The following is a 22725-nucleotide window of genomic DNA, read 5'->3' on the forward strand; positions in this document are numbered from 1 at the left end:
ATGTTTCATTATTATAATTACTTTAATATGCTTAAAAACAATATATTTATGGGTCCTCTGTTTTATTGAGGACCATCTTTTTTCTTTTTTAGTGTCTCTCTCATTACAATATCAGCTGTCAATAGGATTTTTTTTGCCGATAAATTATTGTTGTTAATTAATTGAAGTATCTCTAACATTAAATTTTTTAAGTCCCAATCAAATGTAGTTAGTGATGGAACTATTTCAGAGGATAGGAATATATTATCGCATCCTATTATTGATATATCACTTCCAATTTTGATTCCTTCTTCTTTAAGTCTCTGAATTAGCCCAACAGCCATCCAATCATTAGCTGCAAATACTGCTATAGGTTTTTTATATTTCATATATCTTTCTAAAACAATGTCAGCCAATTTATAACCTGAACTCCAATTCATTTTTCCACTAATAATTTCATATTGTAATTGTATATATTCTTCTTTTTTTATTCTGTCAATAAATCCATTTTTTCTTAATAGTGAGGAGGTGTATTTGTCTGGACCTGCTAAATGAATAATGTTCTCATAGCCATACTCAATTAATAAATTTGCTGCATTCCATCCAATTTTATAATCATCAAATGAAATCTGTATAATATCATTATGATTTATATATTCTTCGAGCGTAATCACCACTTTATAATTATCTTTCAATATTTGTAATAAATTATCATCAATAATACCAACAACAATTACTGGAATATCCTTTACATCATTAGGTATACTGTCTGCTGTAATTAATAATAGATTTATTGATTCTTTAGTAGTAATATCAGTAATATCACCAAATAATTTATTATAAAATGGGTCGTTTCTTTTTATATCGGGAGAACATATAATATGAACTTCTTTGTTTTTTATTCCTGGTGTTATATATGTTCCTTTACCTTGTATTTGTATTAGCTGACCTTCTTTTATCAATTCCTTTATTGCATTTCTTATTGTTGTTCTACTTACATTATAAAGCTCTGCCAATTCTCTTTCAGCCGGTATTTTTTTATACGTACCATTTCTGTTTGTGCTTATAAGTTTTTTTAATTCTTCTATTACCTTTTCTTTGCTTAACATTTTAGTCTTAATTTAAATAACCTCCTGCAATTTTTTACGTTATGTATACCATTTAAAATACCAATAATGAATTATAAATAATACCTATTTAATACCAATATGATATTTTTAATATACCACTTTGGTTTTTTTTAGTCAATATCATTTTTTGTTAAACTTGTATAAGAACAAGTAAAAAGACCGTCAACTTATTATATTCATTGACGGTCTTTTATATATTATTATTGTTGTAATGCCTCTTTCGGACATACATTTACACATTGTCCACATTTTATACAATTTGCATCTATAACTTTTCCAATGTCCTTATATTTATAAACTTTTACTTCCATTAAGCATTTTTTATTACATAACTTACAGCCAACGCAATTATTCTTGTTAATTAATAATGATCTATTTTTTTTGCCAATTAAGCCACTTAAAGTCCCCATTGGACATATTGAACACCATGTTCTTGGTTTATAGATTATACCTAAAGCTATTGCTATGACCGTAGTTATTAAAAGTAGCCTTACCATACATTCACCAAATAACAACACGTTGCCATTGCTTCTAATATAATTTGTAATCATTAAAAACATTAATATTATAATAATTGATATCTTAAACCATTTTGCCTTCATAATTTTGGGTATCTTTTTATTTTTACTCAAAAGGCTAATATAAGCATCTAAAAAAGCTCCCCTTGGACACATTTTACCACACCAAATTCTACCTTTATAAAGACTAAGTAATAGTGCTCCTAACATACAACCAAAAATGGTTAACCCAAATAATGGATTCACATAACCTATTACTATAACAATAGGGACAATTAATCCAATTATCCTTTTGTATTTTGCTTCTTTTACTTTTTTATCAGTTTCTTTTGTGTTTTTTAATATATATTTCATTTTGCCACCCCCAAGTAGTATAAATTTAAGTTGCAGGTTATATTATATACTCTACATGGGTATGGTAGTCAACTGACATCATTAATAAAATCATTTATGAAACTTTACTTTTTTTAGTATATCATGCTTATATATTCTATGTTTCAAAAAACCATTTCCCATCTTCATAAAAAAGATATATTTCTTTTCCTAATACCCTACATTTATATCTTATTCCTTGTCCACCAACTTTTAGGCTGGCGGCTTTCCTCTTTTCACAAACCTTATCTATTTTGTATTTTTTGCCATTTTCCCAAACAAAATATACAGGTTCCATGTCACCCTCTTTTGTAAAACGAGCATAAACATCTAAAAATATTTTTTGCATTGTACCCTACCTTCCTTTATTTTTTATCTAAAATATGAGATAGGATGAATGATATTCTCCTCAATTGGATTAGCATTAAGCTTAGGATTTATAAGCATCAAAGCTCTTTGGATAGAATAATGTCCAAATCTTTTTCTTATATCATCTACTCTTTTTTCTATCTCCTCTTTTTTAAACCTTCTATAACCTTCAAATACATCCATTTGCATGGGTATATCAGAAGGTACTAAATTGGTTGTTCTTATACCCAAAGACCTTATAGGATATATCCAATTCCAATTTTTCGTAAATATCTCAAAGGCCTTTTTAGCAATTTCATCTGATATATATGTTGGTGTTTCCATAGTTTCTTGTCGCTCTATTGAAAATAAATTATTATCCCTGATATATATCTGTATCGTTCTACATTTAAAATGGTGCTTTCTTAGTCTTTCAGCAACACTTTCAGCAAGAACGTAAAAAACATATAAAACATCACTATTGTTGTTTAAATCATAGGGTAATGTCATACTATTACCTATCCCTTTTATTGAAGTTTCTAAGCTGTTTGGTATAATAGGAGTATTATCAAGTCCATTTGCAAAATTCCAAATTATTTCTCCCCATTTACCAAACATTGATTTTAAAACATGTATTGGAGTATTTGCTAATCTTCCAATAGTAGTTATATTTACTTTATATAGTTTTGCTTTAGTTGCACTACCAATATATAGAAGATCTTCTACTGGTAAAGGCCAAACAAGTTTTTTATAATTCTCTTTTGTTATAACTGTTACAGCATCAGGTTTTTTAAGATCACTTCCAAGTTTTGCAAATATTTTATTAAACGAAACACCAATTGACACAGTAATTCCAAGTTCATCTTTCACTCTTTGTCTTATTTCATTTGCAATCTTTTCACCACTACCAAATACCTTTGCACTTTCGGTTACATCAAGCCAACATTCATCAATCCCGAAAGATTCTATTTTGTCTGTGTAGTCATTGTATATCTCCCTTGCCTCTTTCGAAAAGCGTAAATATAAAGAATAGTTTGGTTTTACTACCACCAAAGGTGAGCACTTTTTCTTTGCTTGCCATATTACCTCCCCTGTCTTTATCCCATACTTTTTAGCTATATTGTTTTTTGCTAAAACAATTCCATGTCTTAAATCAGGGTCTCCACATACTGCAACTGGTTTATCTCTTATCTCTGGATTATAAAGACACTCAACAGATGCATAGAAATTGTTTAAATCACAGTGTAATATTACTCTATCCATGCAATCACCCTCTACGAACAATTGTTTGCATATATATTATACAAACAAATATTCGTATAGTAAAGAGGTAATTTTTAGTATTGATAAAAAATACTTTATAAGTGATGATAATATTTAAATAAAAAAAGGATGCCTTTTTCTTTAACAAAAAGACACCCTTTAAATTATTTATGCACTTATTTGTTCTGTTTCAAACTGACTGTTATAAAGGCTTGCATAAAATCCACCCTTTTTAAGTAGTTCCTCATGAGTTCCTTGTTCTACAATATCGCCATGGTTCATTACAAGTATCAAATCAGCATCACGTATTGTAGAAAGCCTATGTGCTATAACAAAACTTGTTCGTCCTTTCATAAGATAATCCATAGCCTTTTGTATTTGTATCTCAGTAAGAGTATCAACAGAGCTTGTAGCTTCATCAAGAATAAGTATCTTAGGATTTTTTAGTATAGCTCTTGCAATAGTAATTAACTGTTTTTGCCCTTGTGAAATATTTGTTGTTTCTTCATTTAAAACCATATTATACCCACCAGGTAAGGTATGAACAAAACTATCTACATGAGCCGCCTTTGCTGCTTGTATTACTTCTTGGTCTGTTGCATCAAGTCGGCCATATCTAATATTTTCCATTATAGTGTCATTATATAGCCAAGTATCTTGTAAAACCATTCCAAATAAAGACCTCAAGTCTTTACGTGAAAAATCCTTAATGTTGTGTCCATCAATAAGAATAGCACCATCATTAACATCATAAAAACGCATCAAAAGTTTAACCATTGTAGTTTTTCCTGCACCAGTTGGTCCAACAATTGCTATTTTTTGTCCTGGTTTAATAAATGCAGAAAAATCATTAATTATTATCTTATCAGGATTGTATCCAAAATGAACATTCTTAAACTCAACAGAACCTTTTATATCATCTAAATTAATAGGTTTTGGAGTATCAGGTATTTCTTCTGATTCTCCCAAAAACTCAAATACACGTTCAGCACAGGCAGCAGTCTGCTGCAATATATTTGAAATATTTGCTATTTGAGCTATAGGTTGTGTAAATGAACGAATGTATTGAATAAAGGCTTGTATATCACCAACTTCTATAGTTTTCTTAATTACAAGCCAACCACCCATAACAGTAACAACAACATATCCTAAATTTCCTATAAAGTTCATAATAGGCATCATAATACTTGTTAAAAATTGCGACTTCCAAGATACAGTATAAAGCGAATTATTTAAGTTTTCAAATTTCTTAATACTCTTTTTTTCTCCATTGAATGCTTTAACAATATTATGTCCCCCGTACATCTCTTCAATATGTCCATTTAAATGTCCTAAATATTCTTGCTGTTCTTTAAAATACTTTTGAGAATATTTAATTATAACGGCTACAAAAACAGAAGATAATGGAATTATAGCTAACGAAACTAATGTCATAAGCCAATTTATGCTGAGCATCATAATCAATACACCAATTACTGTTGTAACTGATGAAATTATTTGGGATAAACTTTGATTTAATGTCTGGCTTATAGTATCAACATCGTTGGTAATACGAGATAAAATCTCTCCTTGATTAGTGCTTTCAAAATATTTAAGTGGCATTCTATTTATCTTTTCTGATATTTCTTTTCTGAATCTATAAGTTACTTTCATCGAAACTCCAGACATTATCCATCCTTGTAAATATGCAAACAAAGAGCTTATTATATAAAGGCCTAAAAGTATAAGGATAATTCTACCAACATATTCAAAATCAATACCATTACCTGTTCCAGTTATTTTGCTCATTATTCCTTCAAATATCTTAGTGATAGCTTTACTTAGAATTTTAGGACCTACAATAGAAAATACTGCACTTGCTGCCGCAAATATAAATACAGTTATTATACCTAATTTATATTCACTAAGGTATTGAATAAGTTTTTTCATTGTTCCCTTAAAATCTCGTGCCTTTTCTCCAACAATCATCATTCCACCAGGCCTAGGTCCATGACCAGGTCTTCTTCTAGGACTATGTGATCTTGAATCATTTTTATTTATGTTTTGTTCGCTCATGCCAATTCCTCCTCAGATAGCTGCGATAATGCAATTTCCCTATATGTTTCACAGTTCTTTAATAATTCTTTGTGTTTACCTATACCAACTATTTCACCATCTTCAAGAACAATAATCTGATCAGCATTAACAATAGTTGATACACGTTGAGATACCATAATAACTGTGCTCGATGTTAATCTTTCTTTTATAGCTTTCCGTAAAGCTGATTCTGTCTTAAAGTCAAGAGCAGAAAAGCTTTCATCAAAAATATAAATCTCTGGCTTCTTAATAAGTGCTCTTGCTATTGATAATCTCTGTTTTTGACCTCCAGAAACATTGGTTCCACCTTGAGCAATTTCTGTTTCAAATTTCTTCGGTTTTTCATTTATAAATTCCATAGCTTGAGCAATTTCTGCTGCTTCTTTTATTTCTTCAAATGTGGCATCTTCTTTACCATATCTTAAATTTGATTCAATAGTTCCACTAAATAACCAACTTTTTTGCGGAACGTAGCCTATTTTACTGCGTAATTCATGTTGTGTTACATCCTTTATGTTTACTCCATCTATTAATATTTCCCCACTTGTTGGATCATAAAATCTCAATAATAAATTAATTAATGTTGTTTTCCCTGATCCAGTTCTACCTATGATAGCAGTTGTTTGACCAGGAAGTATTTTAAAGTTTATGTTCTTTAGTGCATCTTCTTCAGCTCCAGGATATCTGAAAGAAACATTCTTAAATTCAATTGTTCCAGACATATTCTTATTAAATTGTTTTGGTGTTTTTGGATCTATAATTGTCGGTTCTGTGTTTAAAACTTCAGCAACACGATTAGCTGAAACTGAAGCTCTAGGTATCATAATAAATAGCATAGAAAGCATTAGGAAAGAGAATATAATCTGCATTGCATATTGCATAAATGCCATCATATCGCCAACTTGCATGCTTGAGTTTTGTATTTGGTGTGCTCCAACCCATACAATTAGTATTGAAACACCATTCATAATAAACATCATAGCTGGAAACAAAACTGCCATAGCACGATTTACAAAGAGTCCAACTTTAGTTATATCTGTGTTAGCTTTATCAAATCTATCCTCTTCAAATTTTTGATTATTAAATGCCCTTATAACCATTATTCCTGAAAGATTTTCTCTTATTACAAGGTTTAGTCTGTCAATCAGCTTTTGCATAAGCATAAACTTAGGCATAGCAATTGAAAATAATAATAATATTAGTCCTAACAAAACTATCACAGCTAAAGCAATAGTCCAAGACATTGATGAACTTTTTGCTAATGCCTTAAACACTCCACCTACGCCCATAATCGGTGCATAAAAAATCATTCTTATCATAATTACCATTAGCATCTGCACTTGCGTTATATCATTTGTTGTTCGAGTGATCAAAGATGCTGTTGAGAACTTATCAAATTCAGCATTTGAAAAATTCTCTACCTTTGTGAATACAAATTTTCTTAAATCTCTTGCTAAACCAGCAGCTACTTTAGCTGCAAAATACCCAATGAGAACTGTACACAAAGCACTAAGTAATGTTATTAAAAGCATTAAAAGTCCAGTTTTGATAATGTAGTTGTTCTGAATTTTATCTGTATTCATACCTATTGCTTTATACTCATCTTTTATTGCTGTTGTAGCAGCTTGTATAATCATATTATCCCCTAATGAAGCAAGCCTTTTATCCATTTGCTCACTTATCTTTTGCAGCTCACTTTGTGGTAGTTGTGACATAAGTGCAAAAATATCAATATTTGCTGGTATTTTTTGCCCATTAAATTCTAAAACTCCATTTTTTGCATTAGCTTTAGCCTTTTGAATTCCATCTACTGTAACAATAGCTTTGGCTATTGGCAAGTTTATTTTATCAATCTCAGTTTTATCAATCTTCTTTAAAATATAAATAGGTTCTTTTGAAACTAAAGGATAATCTTTAACATATTTATCATAATCATTACTGGTATTATCTACTAATGTATAATTTTTTAAAACCTCTTCTTTATTTTCTTTACTCATGAACAAGATTAGCTTATCCATTTGACTTTTTCTAACTGCAATAGGTACTGCATTTACAATACCTCCTTGCTGTATACCCTTATTAACAATATTCGACATATAATCAGGTAATGTAAGGTCTGCCATTGCTTGAATAAATATAAAAGTTATTGCAATTATTATTGTAATAACATAGGGCTTAAGATATTTAGTTAGTTTTAGCATTGTCACATCTTCTCCTTATATAAGTTTGTATCATATTATTAGTCTTTTCTTCTTTCTAATACATTTTTTAATGTATTTAACCCCTCAAAAATTTTATCTAATTCCTCAGGTGTAGCCTTATTAATACTTTCTTCAAATCTTTTTTCAATGTCCTTAAAGTACTGTTGAAACATTTTTTCAAACTTTGAAGTTACTCTAACATAAACAACTCTTCTGTCTTCAGTACTTCTCACCCTTTCTACAAGTTGCTGTTTTTCTAATCTGTCAATAATTCCAGATACAGTACTATTTGATAAGCCAATTTTTTCACTAAGATCACTTATTTTCATCTCTCCATAATGAGTTAATATTCCAATAAGCATACCCTGTGGTCCTGTAAGATCAAAATCTTTATATTGATATTCCACTCTTTGTTTAATCATTGACATAATCTGTTTTAACATCTTAAGTATTTTATAGCCATTGTTAACTTCTTCCATAATTCACCACCCTCAAAAATTATTTTCTATTCATATTTTTTGCATAGAAATATTTTGTGTGCGAAATATATTTTAATTCTATTTAATATATTTGTCAAGCATATAAAAAACTTTTTATATCCTTGCCATTTTCTATAAAAATAAATAAAATGGTTATTAAGATTATTTTTCACTATCAGGAGGTTATAAATTAATGAACTATAAAGAAATGTATAATATGTGGCTTAACTTTGATCCTGAAACAAAAAAAGAGCTTGAAAACCTTGATGAAAACGAAATCAAAGAAAGATTCTATAGAGAGCTTGAATTTGGTACAGGAGGACTAAGAGGCATAATTGGTGCTGGAACAAATAGAATGAATATATATACTGTTAGAAAAGCAACACAAGGTCTTGCTAACTATATCAATAAACAAAATATTAAAGATGCAAAGGTTGCAATAGCTTATGATTCAAGAAAGTTTAGTGATGTTTTTGCAAAAGAAGCAGCCTTAGTATTAAATGCAAATGGAATAAAGACATATATATATAAAGAACTAAAACCTACTCCAATGCTTTCTTATGCAGTTAGACATTTAAACGCAACAGCAGGTATTGTAATAACTGCAAGTCATAATCCAAAGCAATACAATGGTTACAAAGTTTATTGGTCTGATGGTGGACAGATTACAGAAGAACATGCTGAAGGGATTTTAAAAGAAATTAATGCTGTTGATTATAATAATATTAAAAAATTAGAATTAGAAAATGCTATACAAAAAGGGCTTTTTAATTATATTGAAGATGAAGTTGAAGCAAAATATGTTGAACTTGTAAAAGGTCTTACTGTTAACAAAGATATTGTTGAAAAAGTTAAAGATAATTTGAAAGTTATATATACTCCTTTACACGGAACTGGTAATAAGCCTGTACGAAGGGTTTTAAGTGAACTTGGATACAAAAATGTATATGTTGTAAAAGAACAAGAAAATCCTGATCCTAATTTTTCAACAGTTAAATACCCTAACCCAGAAGAACATGAGGTTTTTACAAGAGCAATTGAAATGGCAAAAGATATTGAAGCAGACTTAATTATTGGAACAGACCCAGATTGTGATAGAGTTGGGGTTGTTGTTAAGAATAAAGAAGGAGAATATGTAGTTTTAACTGGTAATCAAACAGGAGCACTCTTAACACATTATATCTTAGAAAACCTAAAGCAGACAAATACAATGCCACTAAATCCAACTATTGTGAAAACCATTGTAACTACTGAAATGGCAAGAAAGATTACACAAAGTTATAATGCACATATTATTGATGTTCTAACAGGATTTAAATATATTGGTGAAAAGATAAAAGAGTTTGAAGAAACAAATAGCAATAGCTTTGTTTTTGGATTTGAAGAAAGTTATGGATATTTAGCAGGAACATTTGTTAGAGATAAAGATGCCGTTATAGCTTCTATGTTGATATGTGAGATGGCTGGATACTATAAATTAAAAGGTATGAGCCTTTATGAAGGCCTTATTTCCTTATATGAAAAATATGGATATTATAAAGAAGATTTAAAATCAATAACCCTTGAAGGTATAGAAGGCAGTGAAAAAATAAAATCCATAATGGAAATGCTAAGATCAAATACACCAAAAAGTATTGCAAATTTAGAAGTAGTAAAAGTAAAGGATTATCTATATAGCATCGATAAAGATTTAAAAACAAATAGTACCTCTACAATACTTCTTCCAAAATCAAATGTTATTCAGCTTGTTTTAGAAGACGAGAGCATTGTAACAGCAAGACCTTCAGGTACTGAACCAAAGATAAAATTTTATTTTGCTACATCAAGTAAAACACTCGAAGATGCAAATTTGAAGCTTAATAATATTAAAGAAGATTTCTTGAATTTGATAAAATAATAAATAAAGGGTGTTCTTTTTAATTCCAGGACACCCTTTATTTGTAAACTAATAATTAGCACTCTTTTAAAACCCACAAAAACGACTTAAAGTCTCCAAAAATACTTGGAATTTCTAATCCCAAATTCATAAGTTCACTACCATAATAAACTTTGTCTGTGCCTTCAATATTGTACTTTTTATTTGGATCAAGTCCATCAAGTTTAAGTCTCTTTAAAGGTGGTAAAGGCTCAGATAAAATATTTACGTACACAACAAATGCTTCTTTTTTATCAGTTGTTACAAACATCCATGAAGCAGCATTTTTTTCAAATGGACTAATTAGCCTGTACATATCCCCTTCTTGTGAAATATGCCAAATCTTTTTATACTGTGCTATTTGTTCTTTTATTATCCTCTTTTCATCTTCAGAAAGTTTATTTAGATCAAGCTCATATCCAAAACAACCAGACATTGCAACATGTCCTCTTGTCTCCATTGGTGTTATTCTGCCTACCTGATGGTTAGGAACAGCAGATACATGAGCCCCCATTGTTATTGCAGGATAAACTATACTTGTTCCATATTGAATTTTGAGTCTTTCAATTGCATCTGAATCATCACTAGTCCATATTTGAGGCATAAAATATAAAATACCGGGGTCAAATCTACCACCACCGCCAGAGCAACCTTCAAATAGTATATGTGGAAACTCTGTGATTAGCTCATCCATCATCTTATATAATCCTAATACATACCTATGGAATACCTCTTTTTGCCTCTCAGGTGGCAAATCAAAAGACCAAACCTCTGTCAAAGGTCTATTCATATCCCATTTAATATATTCAATTGGAGTAGTTTTTAAAATTTCTTTCATCATTCTAAGTATTTCATTTCTGACTTCTTCTCGCGAAATATCAAGAACATATTGGTTTCTACACTGTGTTATACTTCTTCCTCTAACCTGGAAACACCAATCAGGATGTTTTTTAAATAGTTCACTTTCAGGGGAAATCATCTCAGGTTCAAACCAAAGTCCAAATTTTAATCCCATTTCATTTATCTTTTTAGCAAGCCCATCAAGCCCATTAGGTAATTTTCTTTTATCAACAAACCAGTCTCCTAAAGAAGTAGTATCATCATCTCTTTTCCCAAACCATCCATCATCTAATACAAAAAGCTCAATTCCTAAATCTGCAGCCTCTTTTGCAATACTTAATAATTTTTCTTCATTAAAGTTAAAATATGTTGCTTCCCAATTGTTAACTAATATTGGTCTTCTCTTATCTCTATAAGCTCCTCGGCATAGCCTTTTTCTATATAGTCTATGATAAGTACGCGACATATCTCCAATGCCATTAGAAGAATAAACCATGACTACCTCAGGTGTTTGGAAACTCTCATTTGGATTTAACACCCATGTAAACTCAAAAGGATTAATTCCCATGGATACCCTTATAGTATCAAATTGATCTACTTCCACTATTGACGCAAAGTTACCACTGTAAACCAAGCTAAATCCATATACATCACCACTCTTTTCGGTAGCATCTTTGCTTAAAAGAGCAATAAATGGATTATGTTGATGCGAACTTTCACCTCTAGCACTTTCAATTACTTGTAAGCCATGAATAACTGGAACTCTTTCAACCATTCTTTCTCTAGCCCAGGAACCCCAAAGATGGAGTAAATCAAAATCAGCATTATCAAATGTCACAGACATACTTAGAGCTCTTAAAAGTTTAATTTTCTTTGTACCTTCATTTATTACTTTAACACTACGTGTTATAACATTATAATCTTCATATGCCGTATAATATAGAATAACTTTCAAATTAACCAATTCATCATATAGCTCAATTTCAAGTGTTTGGGCTTCGTTATCATTTTCAACATAAGTTGCAGGTAAACCTTCTAACTTTGGTTTACCATTATATATAAAATGAGATTTATATACAAGATTGCAAATTCTTGAGCCATCTTCAAGCTCAATTTGAAATGCAGGAGCTCTAAAATCAGAATTACCATATACAGGATATTCCATGGCCATGGCATCAAATGTATAAGTTTTATCATTTGCATCTGGTGTTGCTCCAAATGCTCTTCCACCTGTTACAACTTCATCTGGTAAATTTACATAATCAATATTTTTACCCCAATAAATATGGGCAAGATATTTATTTTTAAAGATTTTAATTATGTAACTTGTTTCTTTAGCTTTAATGTGAAAAACATTATTAATCTTATCAAAAATTATTGGCATAAATTCAACACCGCCTTAATATATTTTTTATAATCAAAATATAGCATTAATAACAGTCTTGTCAATATAAATAATAAAATATCTAAATTCATTTTATTTTATCAATCATTATTTAATAACGAATAATATTTATTGACGTTTTAATAATTAAAAGGTAGTATAAGGAAAAAGGAGGTACAAAAATATGAATAGCAAAAATATAACCTATATTATAATTGCTTTAATTTTAGGAGCTTCTTTAACCATTTCCTCTGCGTTTTTATCCAAAGGTTTAATTAATCTAAGGTCAAATCAAAACACAATTTTAGTGACTGGTTCTGCAAAGAAGCAAATAAAATCAGATTTGGTAAAATGGACAGGTAACTTCTCAACACAATCAAAAGATTTAAAAGAAGCATATAAAACACTTCAAGAAAGTCATGAAAAAGTCAAAAATTATTTCTTATCAAAAGGTCTTAGTGAAAAGGATTTTGTTTTTTCATCAATATCAACCATTACAAATTATGAAGTATTACCAAATGGTGTTTATTCTACTAAGGTTGATAGTTACAGATTAGTTCAAAGTATTCAGATTACTTCAAGTGACGTTGACAAAATAACTGAGCTTTCAAGACAATCAACTGAACTTATAAATCTTGGTATTCAATTCGAGTCTCTACCTCCACAATACTATTATACAAAAATAGCTAACCTAAAGGTTGATATGCTGGGGCTTGCAACTAAAGATGCAATGAACAGAGCAAGTCAAATAGCCAATAGTACTGGTATAAAGATTGGTAATCTTAGATCTGCCAAAATGGGAGTATTTCAAATAACCCCATTATATTCAACAGAGGTTGCTGATTATGGTATCAATGATACATCATCTGTTGATAAAGAAATAACTGCAATTGTTAATTGTGAGTTTGAAATTAAATAATTGAGGGAAGAAGAAACTTCCCTCAATTATTTAATAGTATAATTTAACCCCCATGTTACTCCATACTTATCGGTAACCATTGCATGAAGTGCTCCCCAAAATGTTTTTTGCAACTCTAATTTAATAGTTCCATCTTTACAAAGTGCTTCATATACTCTTTTTATCTCGTCCTCACTATCCATTTCTAAAATTAGATCAATAAAATTAGATGTTATATCTTTCCCAAAGTTATCAACCATATAAATGATACAATTTTCATTTATATGAAGTTCAGCATGTAAAATCTTGTCTTTGTGTTCCTTAAACATTGGATTGTTAGAAGCTAATTGTACATTCTTCACTTCTCCACCAAAAATACTTTTGTAATATTCAATAGCTTCTTTACAATTATTAAAAGTTATATGTGGAATAATGCTTTTCACAAAATTATCCTCCCTTAATGTGATATTAGATTAATTTTACCCTATTAAAGAATAATATATCAAGAAAGGTTATTTATTAAAAACCCATAGTTTATAACCATAATAATTAACAAATTGTGTAATTACAGTGACAATTATCTTTGAAAAATATGGATTTAAATTTAAGCTATAGGTTAAGTTTCTTATTAAAATTACTGATATTATAAGAGACACAATATTTACTAAAATAAATTTTAAAAATTGTTTAATAGTTGTAACTTTTTTTGTTTTTTGATTTTCAAATGTCCATAATTTATTTAGAACAAAGCTATTTAATGTCCCTGTAATATAACCAGCTGACTGAGAAAATGACACATCTAAGAAAAACAAACTATGAAATATTGTAAAAACAAAGAAATCTACACTTGTATTTAGTAATCCCACTAATACGAAACGTAAAAATGACCTATATTTAATAAATAAGCTATTATTATTTAACTCATAATTATCAAAGTTTTGCATTAAAATCCTTCCTTTTCATCTACAATATAGAGTGGCCTGCCTTTTGCTTCATCATAAATCCTTCCTATATATTCTCCAATAATACCTATCATTATAAACATAAGACCATTAAAGAAAAGATTTAAAGCTACAATTGAGGTCCAACCCTTAACAGTAAAATTTGTGAATAATTTCTCAATTATAACAACAACTAAATAGAAAAAACTTAATACTGATATAATAGTTCCAATATAAGTGGCAAGTTTCAATGGCTTGTATGAAAAAGAAGTAATTCCGTCAAATGCAAACTTAAGCATCTTTTTTAGCGGATATTTTGTTTCCCCAGCAAATCTTCCTTCTCTCACAAATTCAACACCAGTTTGTTTAAAACCAATCCAACTTACAAGACCTCTAACATATCTATTTTTTTCTGGTATTGATTTTAGTGCATCACAAACTTTTCTATCCATGAGTCTAAAATCACCTGTATCAACAGGTATATTAATGTCTGTCATCATTCTAAGAATTCTATAAAAGGCTTTTGCAGTAAATCTTTTGAAAAATGATTCACCATTCCTTTTGATTCTCTTACCATAAACTACATGATATCCTTCTTTCCACTTTTCAGTCATTTTTGGTATTATTTCAGGTGGATCTTGTAAATCTGCATCAATTATTATTACTGCACTACCACTGGAATAATCAATTCCAGCGGTTATAGCTACTTGATGCCCAAAATTTCTTGAAAAACTAATGAGTTTAATATTCTTGTCCTTATTACATATATTTTTTAGAATCTCACCAGATTTATCTTTGCTACCATCATTTACAAATATTATTTCATAGCTCTCATTTAGGCTATCCATTACATATTTTAATCTTTTATATGTTTCATTAATAACTAATTCTTCGTTGAAAACTGGAACAACGATCGAATAAACAACATTGCTATTCATTTCACTTTCCCCCCCTATTACTTTAGTCCCTTTTCAGGTGCGAGGTCATAAAGTGCTGTTACATGTCCCATATCCCGTCCACCAAAACCAAATGAATTTGATTGGTTTGAAGAATCTGTATATTTATCAGCAGAAATGATTTTCCCGTTTAATATTACCCATTGCATAATATCAGATTGGTTACCACCCATGCCGCCAATCATAATAAATCTTATTTCTCCATTTTTAACCATTTGTTTTAGTTTTTCAACAGTTAAAATATTATCTGATCCAGAAAAGCCTCCAATAGCCATTACGGGTAATCCAGTTTTTAATATTATAGGTGCTGCAGAATTTGCATTTTGAACAGCAACAATATATTTTTCTCCATTTCTATTTTTAAGTAAGAAATCAATAAGTTTAGAAGATACAATATCCTCAGAATTTTGTTTAATCTTATTGCTATTCGAAACTTGAGTATTCATAGACATATTTATTCCTCTTTGTGAATTAAGTTCTGGACCTGCTATTGGTAAAGTTGTTTGAGAGCCATACATTATTGGAGTGTAAGACCATATAGCAGGTGAAACTAAAAGTCCAACTAACCCTAATGCAATTAATGTTTTGATAGTTTTATTTAAATAATCCATTTTTAAAATTCTTATTATAATTAGACCTAGTACTGCTATAACAGTAGATATTGCAATAATTGGAATTAAATATTTACTCCATTCATTATATCTTGAAACAATCAATATCTGAACTAATGCGTTAGAAAATAAAGATATAGGCAGTAACATAAAGTTCCATCCACTTTGCATATATGCCTTCCACATCTCAACAATGCCAATACCAGTTAATGCAGCAATACCTGGTGCCAACATTGATAGATAATATCTATGATAAAATCCAGCTATACTGAAAAATATTATCATTGGGATTAACCAAGCAGACCATAAAATTAAATGCCTAAGATACAAATTTCTTAAATTAACATCTTTTTTTCTAACTCTTAATATTAAAATTAATATTCCAAATAATGATAGTGGAATAAACCAACTTATCTGTCCTGCTAAGTTTTGATTAAATATTCTTAGAATACCTTTTTGCCCGTTCTCTCCTATTCCTCCAGGGCCTCCAAATCCATTTTGCCCACCAAAACCTCTATCCATAAATGATCTTCCATTATTTCCATTCTGTAAATTTGGTGGAGGATTAGGCATATTTTCATTTGTATTACTTTGAGACATATTGCTATTAGGTGTTTGAACCATATTATTATTTGAAGACTGAGAACCATTTTGATTGTTATTCCAATTAGGTGGAACCGGCATATTTTGTATACTATTATTTTGATTTATTGTCTGATTATTTGAAACATTATTATTTATATTAATATTGGGTCTATTATTCCCATTCATTGTGTTACCTAATAATCTTTGAATGCCGTTATAACCTAATGCAAGCTCTATAACAGAGTTTGTTTTACTACTTCCTATATATGGCCTGTTATTAGCAGGAATAGAATCTACAAGTATTGCCCATGAAAAAGATACAGTTAAAAGTATTGCTGTTGCTGCAACTAAGTGTTTTATTTTCTCTTTAATTTTAATATTTGTAGTAAAAAGATAGACCAAATAAAATGCTGGTAATACCATAAACGCTTGAAGCATTTTTATATTAAATCCAATTCCCACTAATATCATTGAAAGTGCAAGATGTTTAAAGCTTTCTCTTTCTGAAGCTACAATTAAAGCCCAAGTAGCTAATAATAAAACAAGGACAAGTGATGAATCCAGGTTGTTAGTTCTACTTACAGCAATTAATATAGGAGTTATTGATAAAATTAACGCTGATATTAATCCTGCTGCTTTGCCAAAGGATCTTTGCATAATGTGGTAAATTACTGCAACTGATATTACAGCACATAATGCTTCAGGTAAAACAACACTCCAACCATGAACTCCAAATATAAATGCACTAATTGCTTGAAGCCAAAGACCAAATGCAGGCTTATCTACTGTTACAAAACCACCTGGATCGAAAGATGCAAAAAAGAAATTTTTCCAGCTAGTAAGCATACTTTTTACTGCTGCTGTATAATATGTGTTTACATATCCTTCCTGTGTAACTGCATAAAAACTTAAAAAACCAGTTAACATCATTATCAACAATAATGCAATCTTATGATAATTATTTTTTAGTATTTTCATAATAACCATCTCCTATAATCTCATTTATGTATTTTCTATAGCTTATTTTATTAACTTCTACAAAAATAATCTTGGATAAACTGTGGTATTATTAATTTAAATCAGGTTTATTTTTAGGCGAATTTGTGGCAATAATGAAGCAATTAGCTTAAAATATTTCAATTGGTTTTATAGAGATGGTAAAATAATTTGTGAGGGGATGAATATGGACAAAAAACTTATTTACATTGCAGATGATGAATTAAATATATGTAATATCATAAAATCTTTTTTTATAAAAGAAGGTTATGATGTTGAAGTATTTTATGACGGCAGGTCACTTCTTGAGGCATTTGAAAAGAAACCTGCTGATATGTTGGTAATTGACATTATGATGCCTGAAATAGATGGTTTTTCACTTTGCTCTGTTATAAGACAAAAAAGTTCAGTTCCAATAATTATTGTATCTGCTAAAGATACTGAACCTGATAAAATTGCCGGGCTTACTTTAGGTAGTGATGATTATCTAACCAAGCCATTTAGTCCTATGGAATTGTTAGCAAGAGTAAAAAGCATTTTCCGTCGAATTGAATTGGATCGTTCAATAAGCCAAACAAATAACAGTAAAGAGTTGATAATAAAGGATATTATCATTAACCCTGATACAAAACATGTAAGTTGCAAAGGTATCAATATTCCACTTACTAAAACTGAGTTTTCTCTTTTATATTATTTAGTAGAAAATAAAAATAAAGCTATAAGCAGAAATGAACTTCTTGAAAAAATTTGGGGATTTGAAAGCGATGTTGAAACAAGAGCAACAGATGATATGATAAAAAGAATTAGGAAAAAATTAGCCAATGCTGGATCAAAATTAAAAATTGATACCGTTTGGGGTTATGGTTTTATTATTGAGGAATAGGATGATTAAAATGAGTAAGATTTCCATAAAAAAGAGTATTTTTTTATATAACCTTATTATAGTTATTACATTAATAACTTTAGTGGCAGTAATATTTAATATTGCAATAAACATTTATTTTAAAAATGATATAATTCAGCAGTTAAATAAAATTGCAAACAGAACTGAAGAAACAGCTTTAAAAAAAGGGCCTGATTTTTTCCCACCTAAAGAAATTAAAAATCCGCCACCAATACCCCCTGAAATATCAAATAATATTAAAATTGAAAGCAACAAAACAAATGATGAAATATTTAGATTTTATTTAATGTTAGATAGATCATTAAGAGAACCTTTGTCAGTTTTAAATGCGAACTATATTCTACTTGATTTAGAAAAAAAGATAATCACACCAACACAAGATGAATATTTTAAACCTTCTAAAGAAGTTTCTAATAAAATATTGCAAGAATTAAGTAAAGTAAAAAATATCAAAAAGGTAGAGTACCTAAATTTTAATTTATCTGGTACTAATTATATAGCATTAATTAAGCAAGTTTCTCAAAAAAATACTTTTGGTTTAGGTTATATTGTTATTTATTCAAGCCTTAAAAAAATAAATCAGCTTCAAATAGGCATATATATAATTCTTTTTATTATCTTAATTTTTTCTGCGTTAATAATAATAATACCTTCATCTTTATCAGCGAGGAAGATTACAAAACCTTTTGCTACTTTAAACCAACATATAGAAGATATTGCTGAAAGAAATTTTGGGAAAAAAATAGAAATGCCTGTTTATAAAGAATTACAAGAATTTGTTAATAGTATAAATATTATGTCTGAAAAGCTTGAAATATATGATAAAGCTCAAAAAACCTTCTTACAAAATGCTTCGCACGAATTCAGAACCCCACTAATGTCCATTCAGAGCTATGCAGAAGGCATTAAATATAATGTAGTTGAAACAAATTCTGCTGTTGAAGTAATATTAAGTGAAACAAAAAGAATGACTCAATTAGTTGAAGATTTACTTTACCTTTCGCGGCTTGAAGCAATCGAAGAAAATTATCATTTTCAATACATTAATCTTGATGATCTTATAAATAACTGTATTAACCATTTAAGTGGTATAGCATTAAATAATAATATTACAATAAATTATACTACTTCAAGCAATAATTTTTTGATACGTGGTGATGAGGAAAAACTTTTAAGGGCATTTAGTAATGTATTATCTAATTGTATTAGATATGCAGAAAGTAATGTTACTATTGAGTCTAAATTAACACTAAATGAAAAAGTTAAAGTTACAATTTCTGATGATGGTCCAGGTATAAATGAAAAAGATTTACCATTCATATTTGAAAGATTTTACAAAGGTAAAAAGGGTAATTTTGGTTTAGGTCTTGCCATATCCAAAAATATTATCGAAAAGCATAAAGGCACTATTTATGCTAATAATTCAAACAAGGGTGCTGTATTTACTATTGAATTACCTATAAAATAAATCTATCTTTGATATATTGACTTATAGTAAACTCTAAGGTATATGATTAAAATTAATTAAGTTTTTGGAGGGATTATTGATGAAATTTAACTATTATATGCCTGCTAAAATATTATTTGGACCTGGAAAATTGAATGAATTAAAACATGAAAATCTTCCTGGTAAAAAAGCTTTAATTGTTATTTCAGCTGGAGGTTCAATGAAGAAAAATGGCTATTTAGACAGATTAACTGACATACTAAAAAGCAAAAATATTGAGTATGTTGTTTTCGATAAAATACTCCCAAATCCAATAAAATCTCATGTTATGGAAGGTGCGAAACTTGCTAAAGAGGAATGCTGCGACTTTGTTATAGGTCTTGGTGGTGGTAGCAGTATTGATTCAGCAAAAAGTATTGCTGTTATGGCTAAAAATCCAGGTGATTATTGGGATTATATTGTTGGTGGTACCGGTAAAGGCATGATCCCACAAAATGGTGCTCTTCCAATAGTTGCAATTACAACTACTGCTGGAACAGGAACTGAAGCTGACCCTTGGACTGTAATTACCAATGAAGAAACTAATGAAAAAATTGGATATGGAAATCAAAATACTTTTCCTACTTTGTCTGTGGTTGACCCTGAACTTATGTTAAGTGTCCCAAAACATCTTACTGCTTATCAGGGTTTTGATGCCTTGTTCCATTCCACAGAAGGTTTTATTGCTAATATAGCAACACCTATAAGTGATGCCTATGCATTAAAAAGTATAGAGCTTATAGCAAAATATCTTCCTATTTGCGTTAAAGATGGTAATAACCTCGAAGCAAGAACACAAGTTGCTTTAGCAAATACTCTATCTGGTTTTGTTGAATCTACTTCAAGTTGTACATCTGAACATTCAATGGAACACGCATTAAGTGCTTATCATCCCGAACTCCCACATGGTGCAGGACTTATAATGTTATCTGAATCATACTATACTTTTTTTGCATCAAAGGTTCCTTATAGATTAACAGCTATGGCAAAAGCTATGGGTGTTGATGTAGATTCGTTACCACCAGAAGAGCGCCCAATGTCTTTTGTAAAAGCTTTAGTTCAGCTTCAAAAAGATTGCGAAGTATATGATTTGAAAATGTCTGACTATGGTATTAAAGAAGAAGATATCCCAATGTTAGCTGATAATGCAATAAAGACTATGGGAGGATTATTTGAAGTAGATCCATACAAATTGTCATTTGAAGAAACTGTTGAAATAATGAAAAATGCTTATAAATAAAATAGGTAGGGCAATCCTACCTATTTTTTTGTTCGTGCTCTAGTAGCCATTTTTTTCTATCCAAACCGCCTGCATAACCAATTAGTTTCCCGCTTGCTCCAATTACTCTATGGCAAGGAACAATAATACTAATCTTGTTATTACGATTTGCGTTGCCTACAGCTCTCATTGACTTTGGATTTCCTATCCTATTGGCCAATTCTTTATAAGATATTACAGTGCCATATGGTATTTTAGTAAGTTCATTCCATACCTTTTTCTGAAATTCAGTCCCCTCAAAATGAATATTTATATCAAAAGATTTTCTTGCTCCCAAAAAGTATTGTTCAAGCTGTGTTAAGACATTTCTTAAATAATCATTTTCTAATGTATTGTTTTTAATAGTTTCAACAAAATCAACAGATAATACACATTTATCATTACAAACAACTTCAATTGTACCAATTGGTGATGATATATAGCCTGTAAATATTTCCAAGACATTTTCCCCCTTTTACATTATTATTTTTATTATAACTCAGTTTTGCTTTTTTGAAGATAAAATATATAATAATAGTAGATAATAACAAAGGAGAATAATAAATGAGAAGTTTTGCAAGCGATAATAATGCTAAGGTACATCCTAAAATATTTGAAGCATTGCTAAAAGCAAATGAGGATTATGAAATATCATATGGTTATGACAAATATACTAAAAGAACTATTGAATTATTTAAAAACATCTTTGGTGATGATATTGAAATATACTTTGTATATAACGGAACTGGTGCTAATGTTTTAGGGTTATCTGCAATTACACAAAGTTATAATGCTATTATTTGTTCAAATCAAGCTCATATATATTCAGATGAATGCGGTGCTCCAGAAAAATTTACAGGTTGCAAAATAATTCCTGTTGATACTTCTGATGCTAAAATAGATGTGAAAAGTATAGAAAAACTTCTTATCTTAAAAGGAGTTGAGCATCATTCACAGCCAAAAGTTATTTCAATAACACAATCAACTGAGTTAGGAACAGTCTATACAATAGATGAATTATTTGAAATAACCCAATTTGCCCATAAAAATCAAATATTGGTTCATATGGATGGTGCTCGTATTTCAAATGCAGCAGTCAGCTTAAATAAAAGTCTAAAAGAAATAACTAAAGATATAGGCGTAGATGTTCTTTCTTTTGGCGGTACCAAAAATGGTATGATGTTTGGTGAAGCTGTTATATTCTTTAACAAAGAATTAGCAAAGGACTTTAAATATATAAGAAAGCATGGTATGCAACTTCATTCAAAAATGAGATATATTTCAGCACAGTTCGAAGCATTACTTGCTGATAACCTTTGGTTTGAAAATGCTAAACATGCAAACAATATGGCAAAGTATTTAGAATCAAAATTAAAAGAAATAGAAGGTATTATAATTACTCAAAAAGTTGAGGCTAATGCAGTTTTCGCTATATTTCCAAAAAATATTATACCTAAACTCCAAGAGAAATATTTCTTCTATGTTTGGGATGAAGAAAAAAATGAGGTTAGGCTTATGACATCATTTGATACTACAAAGGAAGATATAGATGGTTTCATTGATTTAATAAAGGAGCTGATATAAC

19 protein-coding genes are annotated in these 22725 nt (G+C 29.6%); 6 read left to right on the forward strand and 13 right to left on the reverse strand.

Going from position 1 to position 22725, the window contains the following annotated elements; genetic code table 11:
- Nucleotides 1-62 precede the first annotated feature (62 nt).
- From ACAG39_10830 to ACAG39_10860, 7 genes are all read right to left on the reverse strand, one after another.
- Nucleotides 63-1088, reverse strand: a complete 1026-nt coding sequence (locus ACAG39_10830; GenBank protein MEZ0537725.1) for a substrate-binding domain-containing protein — start codon at nucleotides 1086-1088, stop codon at nucleotides 63-65.
- 221 nt (nucleotides 1089-1309) lie between these two features.
- Entirely contained in the window at nucleotides 1310-1981 is a 672-nt protein-coding gene (locus tag ACAG39_10835; GenBank protein ID MEZ0537726.1) for a 4Fe-4S binding protein, read from the reverse strand.
- Between the two features lie 136 nt (nucleotides 1982-2117).
- On the reverse strand, nucleotides 2118-2348 hold the full coding sequence (locus ACAG39_10840) for a hypothetical protein (protein ID MEZ0537727.1): 231 nt from the start codon (nucleotides 2346-2348) through the stop codon (nucleotides 2118-2120).
- Nucleotides 2349-2371: 23 nt separating this feature from the next.
- The gene (dinB, locus tag ACAG39_10845) at nucleotides 2372-3610 is read right to left on the reverse strand and encodes a DNA polymerase IV (protein MEZ0537728.1); all 1239 of its coding nucleotides are present in this window, start codon (nucleotides 3608-3610) and stop codon (nucleotides 2372-2374) included.
- A 168-nt stretch (nucleotides 3611-3778) separates the two neighbouring features.
- Entirely contained in the window at nucleotides 3779-5665 is a 1887-nt protein-coding gene (locus tag ACAG39_10850; GenBank protein ID MEZ0537729.1) for an ABC transporter ATP-binding protein, read from the reverse strand.
- The gene (locus ACAG39_10855) at nucleotides 5662-7887 is read right to left on the reverse strand and encodes an ABC transporter ATP-binding protein (protein MEZ0537730.1); all 2226 of its coding nucleotides are present in this window, start codon (nucleotides 7885-7887) and stop codon (nucleotides 5662-5664) included. Before ACAG39_10855 ends, ACAG39_10850 begins: the two co-directional genes overlap by 4 nt.
- A gap of 38 nt (nucleotides 7888-7925) precedes the next feature.
- Nucleotides 7926-8366: a MarR family winged helix-turn-helix transcriptional regulator gene (locus tag ACAG39_10860; GenBank protein ID MEZ0537731.1), complete on the reverse strand. Its 441-nt coding sequence runs from the start codon at nucleotides 8364-8366 to the stop codon at nucleotides 7926-7928.
- 193 nt (nucleotides 8367-8559) lie between these two features.
- On the opposite strand from ACAG39_10860, the gene ACAG39_10865 reads away from it, so the two are divergent.
- A complete protein-coding gene (locus ACAG39_10865) occupies nucleotides 8560-10263 on the forward strand; it encodes a phospho-sugar mutase (protein MEZ0537732.1) in 1704 nt (567 codons plus the stop codon).
- Between the two features lie 55 nt (nucleotides 10264-10318).
- Here ACAG39_10865 and ACAG39_10870 read toward each other — a convergent pair whose 3' ends face one another.
- On the reverse strand, nucleotides 10319-12505 hold the full coding sequence (locus ACAG39_10870) for an alpha-galactosidase (GenBank protein ID MEZ0537733.1): 2187 nt from the start codon (nucleotides 12503-12505) through the stop codon (nucleotides 10319-10321).
- 184 nt (nucleotides 12506-12689) lie between these two features.
- Between ACAG39_10870 and ACAG39_10875 the strand changes: the two genes are divergently transcribed.
- Nucleotides 12690-13424, forward strand: coding sequence for an SIMPL domain-containing protein (locus ACAG39_10875; protein ID MEZ0537734.1), 735 nt, complete (start codon nucleotides 12690-12692; stop codon nucleotides 13422-13424).
- 26 nt (nucleotides 13425-13450) lie between these two features.
- Here the strand turns inward: ACAG39_10875 and ACAG39_10880 are convergent, their stop codons facing one another.
- The 4 genes from ACAG39_10880 to ACAG39_10895 form a co-directional block, all read right to left on the reverse strand.
- The gene (locus tag ACAG39_10880) at nucleotides 13451-13846 is read right to left on the reverse strand and encodes a VOC family protein (GenBank protein MEZ0537735.1); all 396 of its coding nucleotides are present in this window, start codon (nucleotides 13844-13846) and stop codon (nucleotides 13451-13453) included.
- A gap of 69 nt (nucleotides 13847-13915) precedes the next feature.
- Complete coding sequence (locus tag ACAG39_10885; GenBank protein MEZ0537736.1) at nucleotides 13916-14347, reverse strand: GtrA family protein; 432 nt, start codon at nucleotides 14345-14347, stop codon at nucleotides 13916-13918.
- Nucleotides 14347-15282, reverse strand: a complete 936-nt coding sequence (locus tag ACAG39_10890; GenBank protein ID MEZ0537737.1) for a glycosyltransferase family 2 protein — start codon at nucleotides 15280-15282, stop codon at nucleotides 14347-14349. The genes ACAG39_10885 and ACAG39_10890 overlap by 1 nt, the downstream gene beginning before the upstream one ends.
- Nucleotides 15283-15299: 17 nt before the next feature.
- A complete protein-coding gene (locus ACAG39_10895) occupies nucleotides 15300-17474 on the reverse strand; it encodes a glycosyltransferase family 39 protein (GenBank protein MEZ0537738.1) in 2175 nt (724 codons plus the stop codon).
- A 205-nt stretch (nucleotides 17475-17679) separates the two neighbouring features.
- Here ACAG39_10895 and ACAG39_10900 point away from each other — a divergent pair, with 205 nt between their 5' ends.
- The 3 genes from ACAG39_10900 to ACAG39_10910 all read left to right on the forward strand — a co-directional run bounded on the left by ACAG39_10900 (nucleotide 17680) and on the right by ACAG39_10910 (nucleotide 21122).
- Nucleotides 17680-18375: a response regulator transcription factor gene (locus tag ACAG39_10900; protein MEZ0537739.1), complete on the forward strand. Its 696-nt coding sequence runs from the start codon at nucleotides 17680-17682 to the stop codon at nucleotides 18373-18375.
- Between the two features lie 10 nt (nucleotides 18376-18385).
- Nucleotides 18386-19864 (forward strand): sensor histidine kinase, encoded by a 1479-nt coding sequence (locus tag ACAG39_10905; protein ID MEZ0537740.1) that lies wholly within the window; start codon nucleotides 18386-18388, stop codon nucleotides 19862-19864.
- 79 nt (nucleotides 19865-19943) lie between these two features.
- A complete protein-coding gene (locus tag ACAG39_10910; GenBank protein ID MEZ0537741.1) occupies nucleotides 19944-21122 on the forward strand; it encodes an iron-containing alcohol dehydrogenase in 1179 nt (392 codons plus the stop codon).
- 16 nt (nucleotides 21123-21138) lie between these two features.
- Here the strand turns inward: ACAG39_10910 and ACAG39_10915 are convergent, their stop codons facing one another.
- On the reverse strand, nucleotides 21139-21600 hold the full coding sequence (locus tag ACAG39_10915) for a methylated-DNA--[protein]-cysteine S-methyltransferase (GenBank protein MEZ0537742.1): 462 nt from the start codon (nucleotides 21598-21600) through the stop codon (nucleotides 21139-21141).
- 104 nt (nucleotides 21601-21704) lie between these two features.
- Between ACAG39_10915 and ACAG39_10920 the strand changes: the two genes are divergently transcribed.
- Nucleotides 21705-22724 carry a low specificity L-threonine aldolase gene (locus ACAG39_10920; protein MEZ0537743.1) on the forward strand — a complete coding sequence of 340 codons (1020 nt, stop codon included), beginning with the start codon at nucleotides 21705-21707 and terminating at the stop codon, nucleotides 22722-22724.
- Nucleotide 22725 lies beyond the last annotated feature (1 nt).

Source organism: Caldicellulosiruptoraceae bacterium PP1 (assembly GCA_041320695.1).
In the GTDB taxonomy this organism is placed as follows: Bacteria; Bacillota; Thermoanaerobacteria; order Caldicellulosiruptorales; family Caldicellulosiruptoraceae; genus JBGGOQ01.

Bases quoted from the DNA above. Each gene is read 5' to 3' on its own strand.
- ACAG39_10910 (MEZ0537741.1), top strand. From the start codon at position 19,944: ATGAAATTTAACTATTATATGCCTGCTAAAATATTATTTGGACCTGGA.
- ACAG39_10865 (MEZ0537732.1), top strand. From the start codon at position 8,560: ATGAACTATAAAGAAATGTATAATATGTGGCTTAACTTTGATCCTGAA.
- ACAG39_10890 (MEZ0537737.1), bottom strand. From the start codon at position 15,282: ATGAATAGCAATGTTGTTTATTCGATCGTTGTTCCAGTTTTCAACGAA.
- ACAG39_10895 (MEZ0537738.1), bottom strand. From the start codon at position 17,474: ATGAAAATACTAAAAAATAATTATCATAAGATTGCATTATTGTTGATA.
- ACAG39_10835 (MEZ0537726.1), bottom strand. From the start codon at position 1,981: ATGAAATATATATTAAAAAACACAAAAGAAACTGATAAAAAAGTAAAA.
- ACAG39_10840 (MEZ0537727.1), bottom strand. From the start codon at position 2,348: ATGCAAAAAATATTTTTAGATGTTTATGCTCGTTTTACAAAAGAGGGT.
- dinB (MEZ0537728.1), bottom strand. From the start codon at position 3,610: ATGGATAGAGTAATATTACACTGTGATTTAAACAATTTCTATGCATCT.
- ACAG39_10860 (MEZ0537731.1), bottom strand. From the start codon at position 8,366: ATGGAAGAAGTTAACAATGGCTATAAAATACTTAAGATGTTAAAACAG.
- ACAG39_10850 (MEZ0537729.1), bottom strand. From the start codon at position 5,665: ATGAGCGAACAAAACATAAATAAAAATGATTCAAGATCACATAGTCCT.
- ACAG39_10830 (MEZ0537725.1), bottom strand. From the start codon at position 1,088: ATGTTAAGCAAAGAAAAGGTAATAGAAGAATTAAAAAAACTTATAAGC.
- ACAG39_10855 (MEZ0537730.1), bottom strand. From the start codon at position 7,887: ATGCTAAAACTAACTAAATATCTTAAGCCCTATGTTATTACAATAATA.
- ACAG39_10920 (MEZ0537743.1), top strand. From the start codon at position 21,705: ATGAGAAGTTTTGCAAGCGATAATAATGCTAAGGTACATCCTAAAATA.
- ACAG39_10905 (MEZ0537740.1), top strand. From the start codon at position 18,386: ATGAGTAAGATTTCCATAAAAAAGAGTATTTTTTTATATAACCTTATT.
- ACAG39_10870 (MEZ0537733.1), bottom strand. From the start codon at position 12,505: ATGCCAATAATTTTTGATAAGATTAATAATGTTTTTCACATTAAAGCT.
- ACAG39_10885 (MEZ0537736.1), bottom strand. From the start codon at position 14,347: ATGCAAAACTTTGATAATTATGAGTTAAATAATAATAGCTTATTTATT.
- ACAG39_10875 (MEZ0537734.1), top strand. From the start codon at position 12,690: ATGAATAGCAAAAATATAACCTATATTATAATTGCTTTAATTTTAGGA.
- ACAG39_10900 (MEZ0537739.1), top strand. From the start codon at position 17,680: ATGGACAAAAAACTTATTTACATTGCAGATGATGAATTAAATATATGT.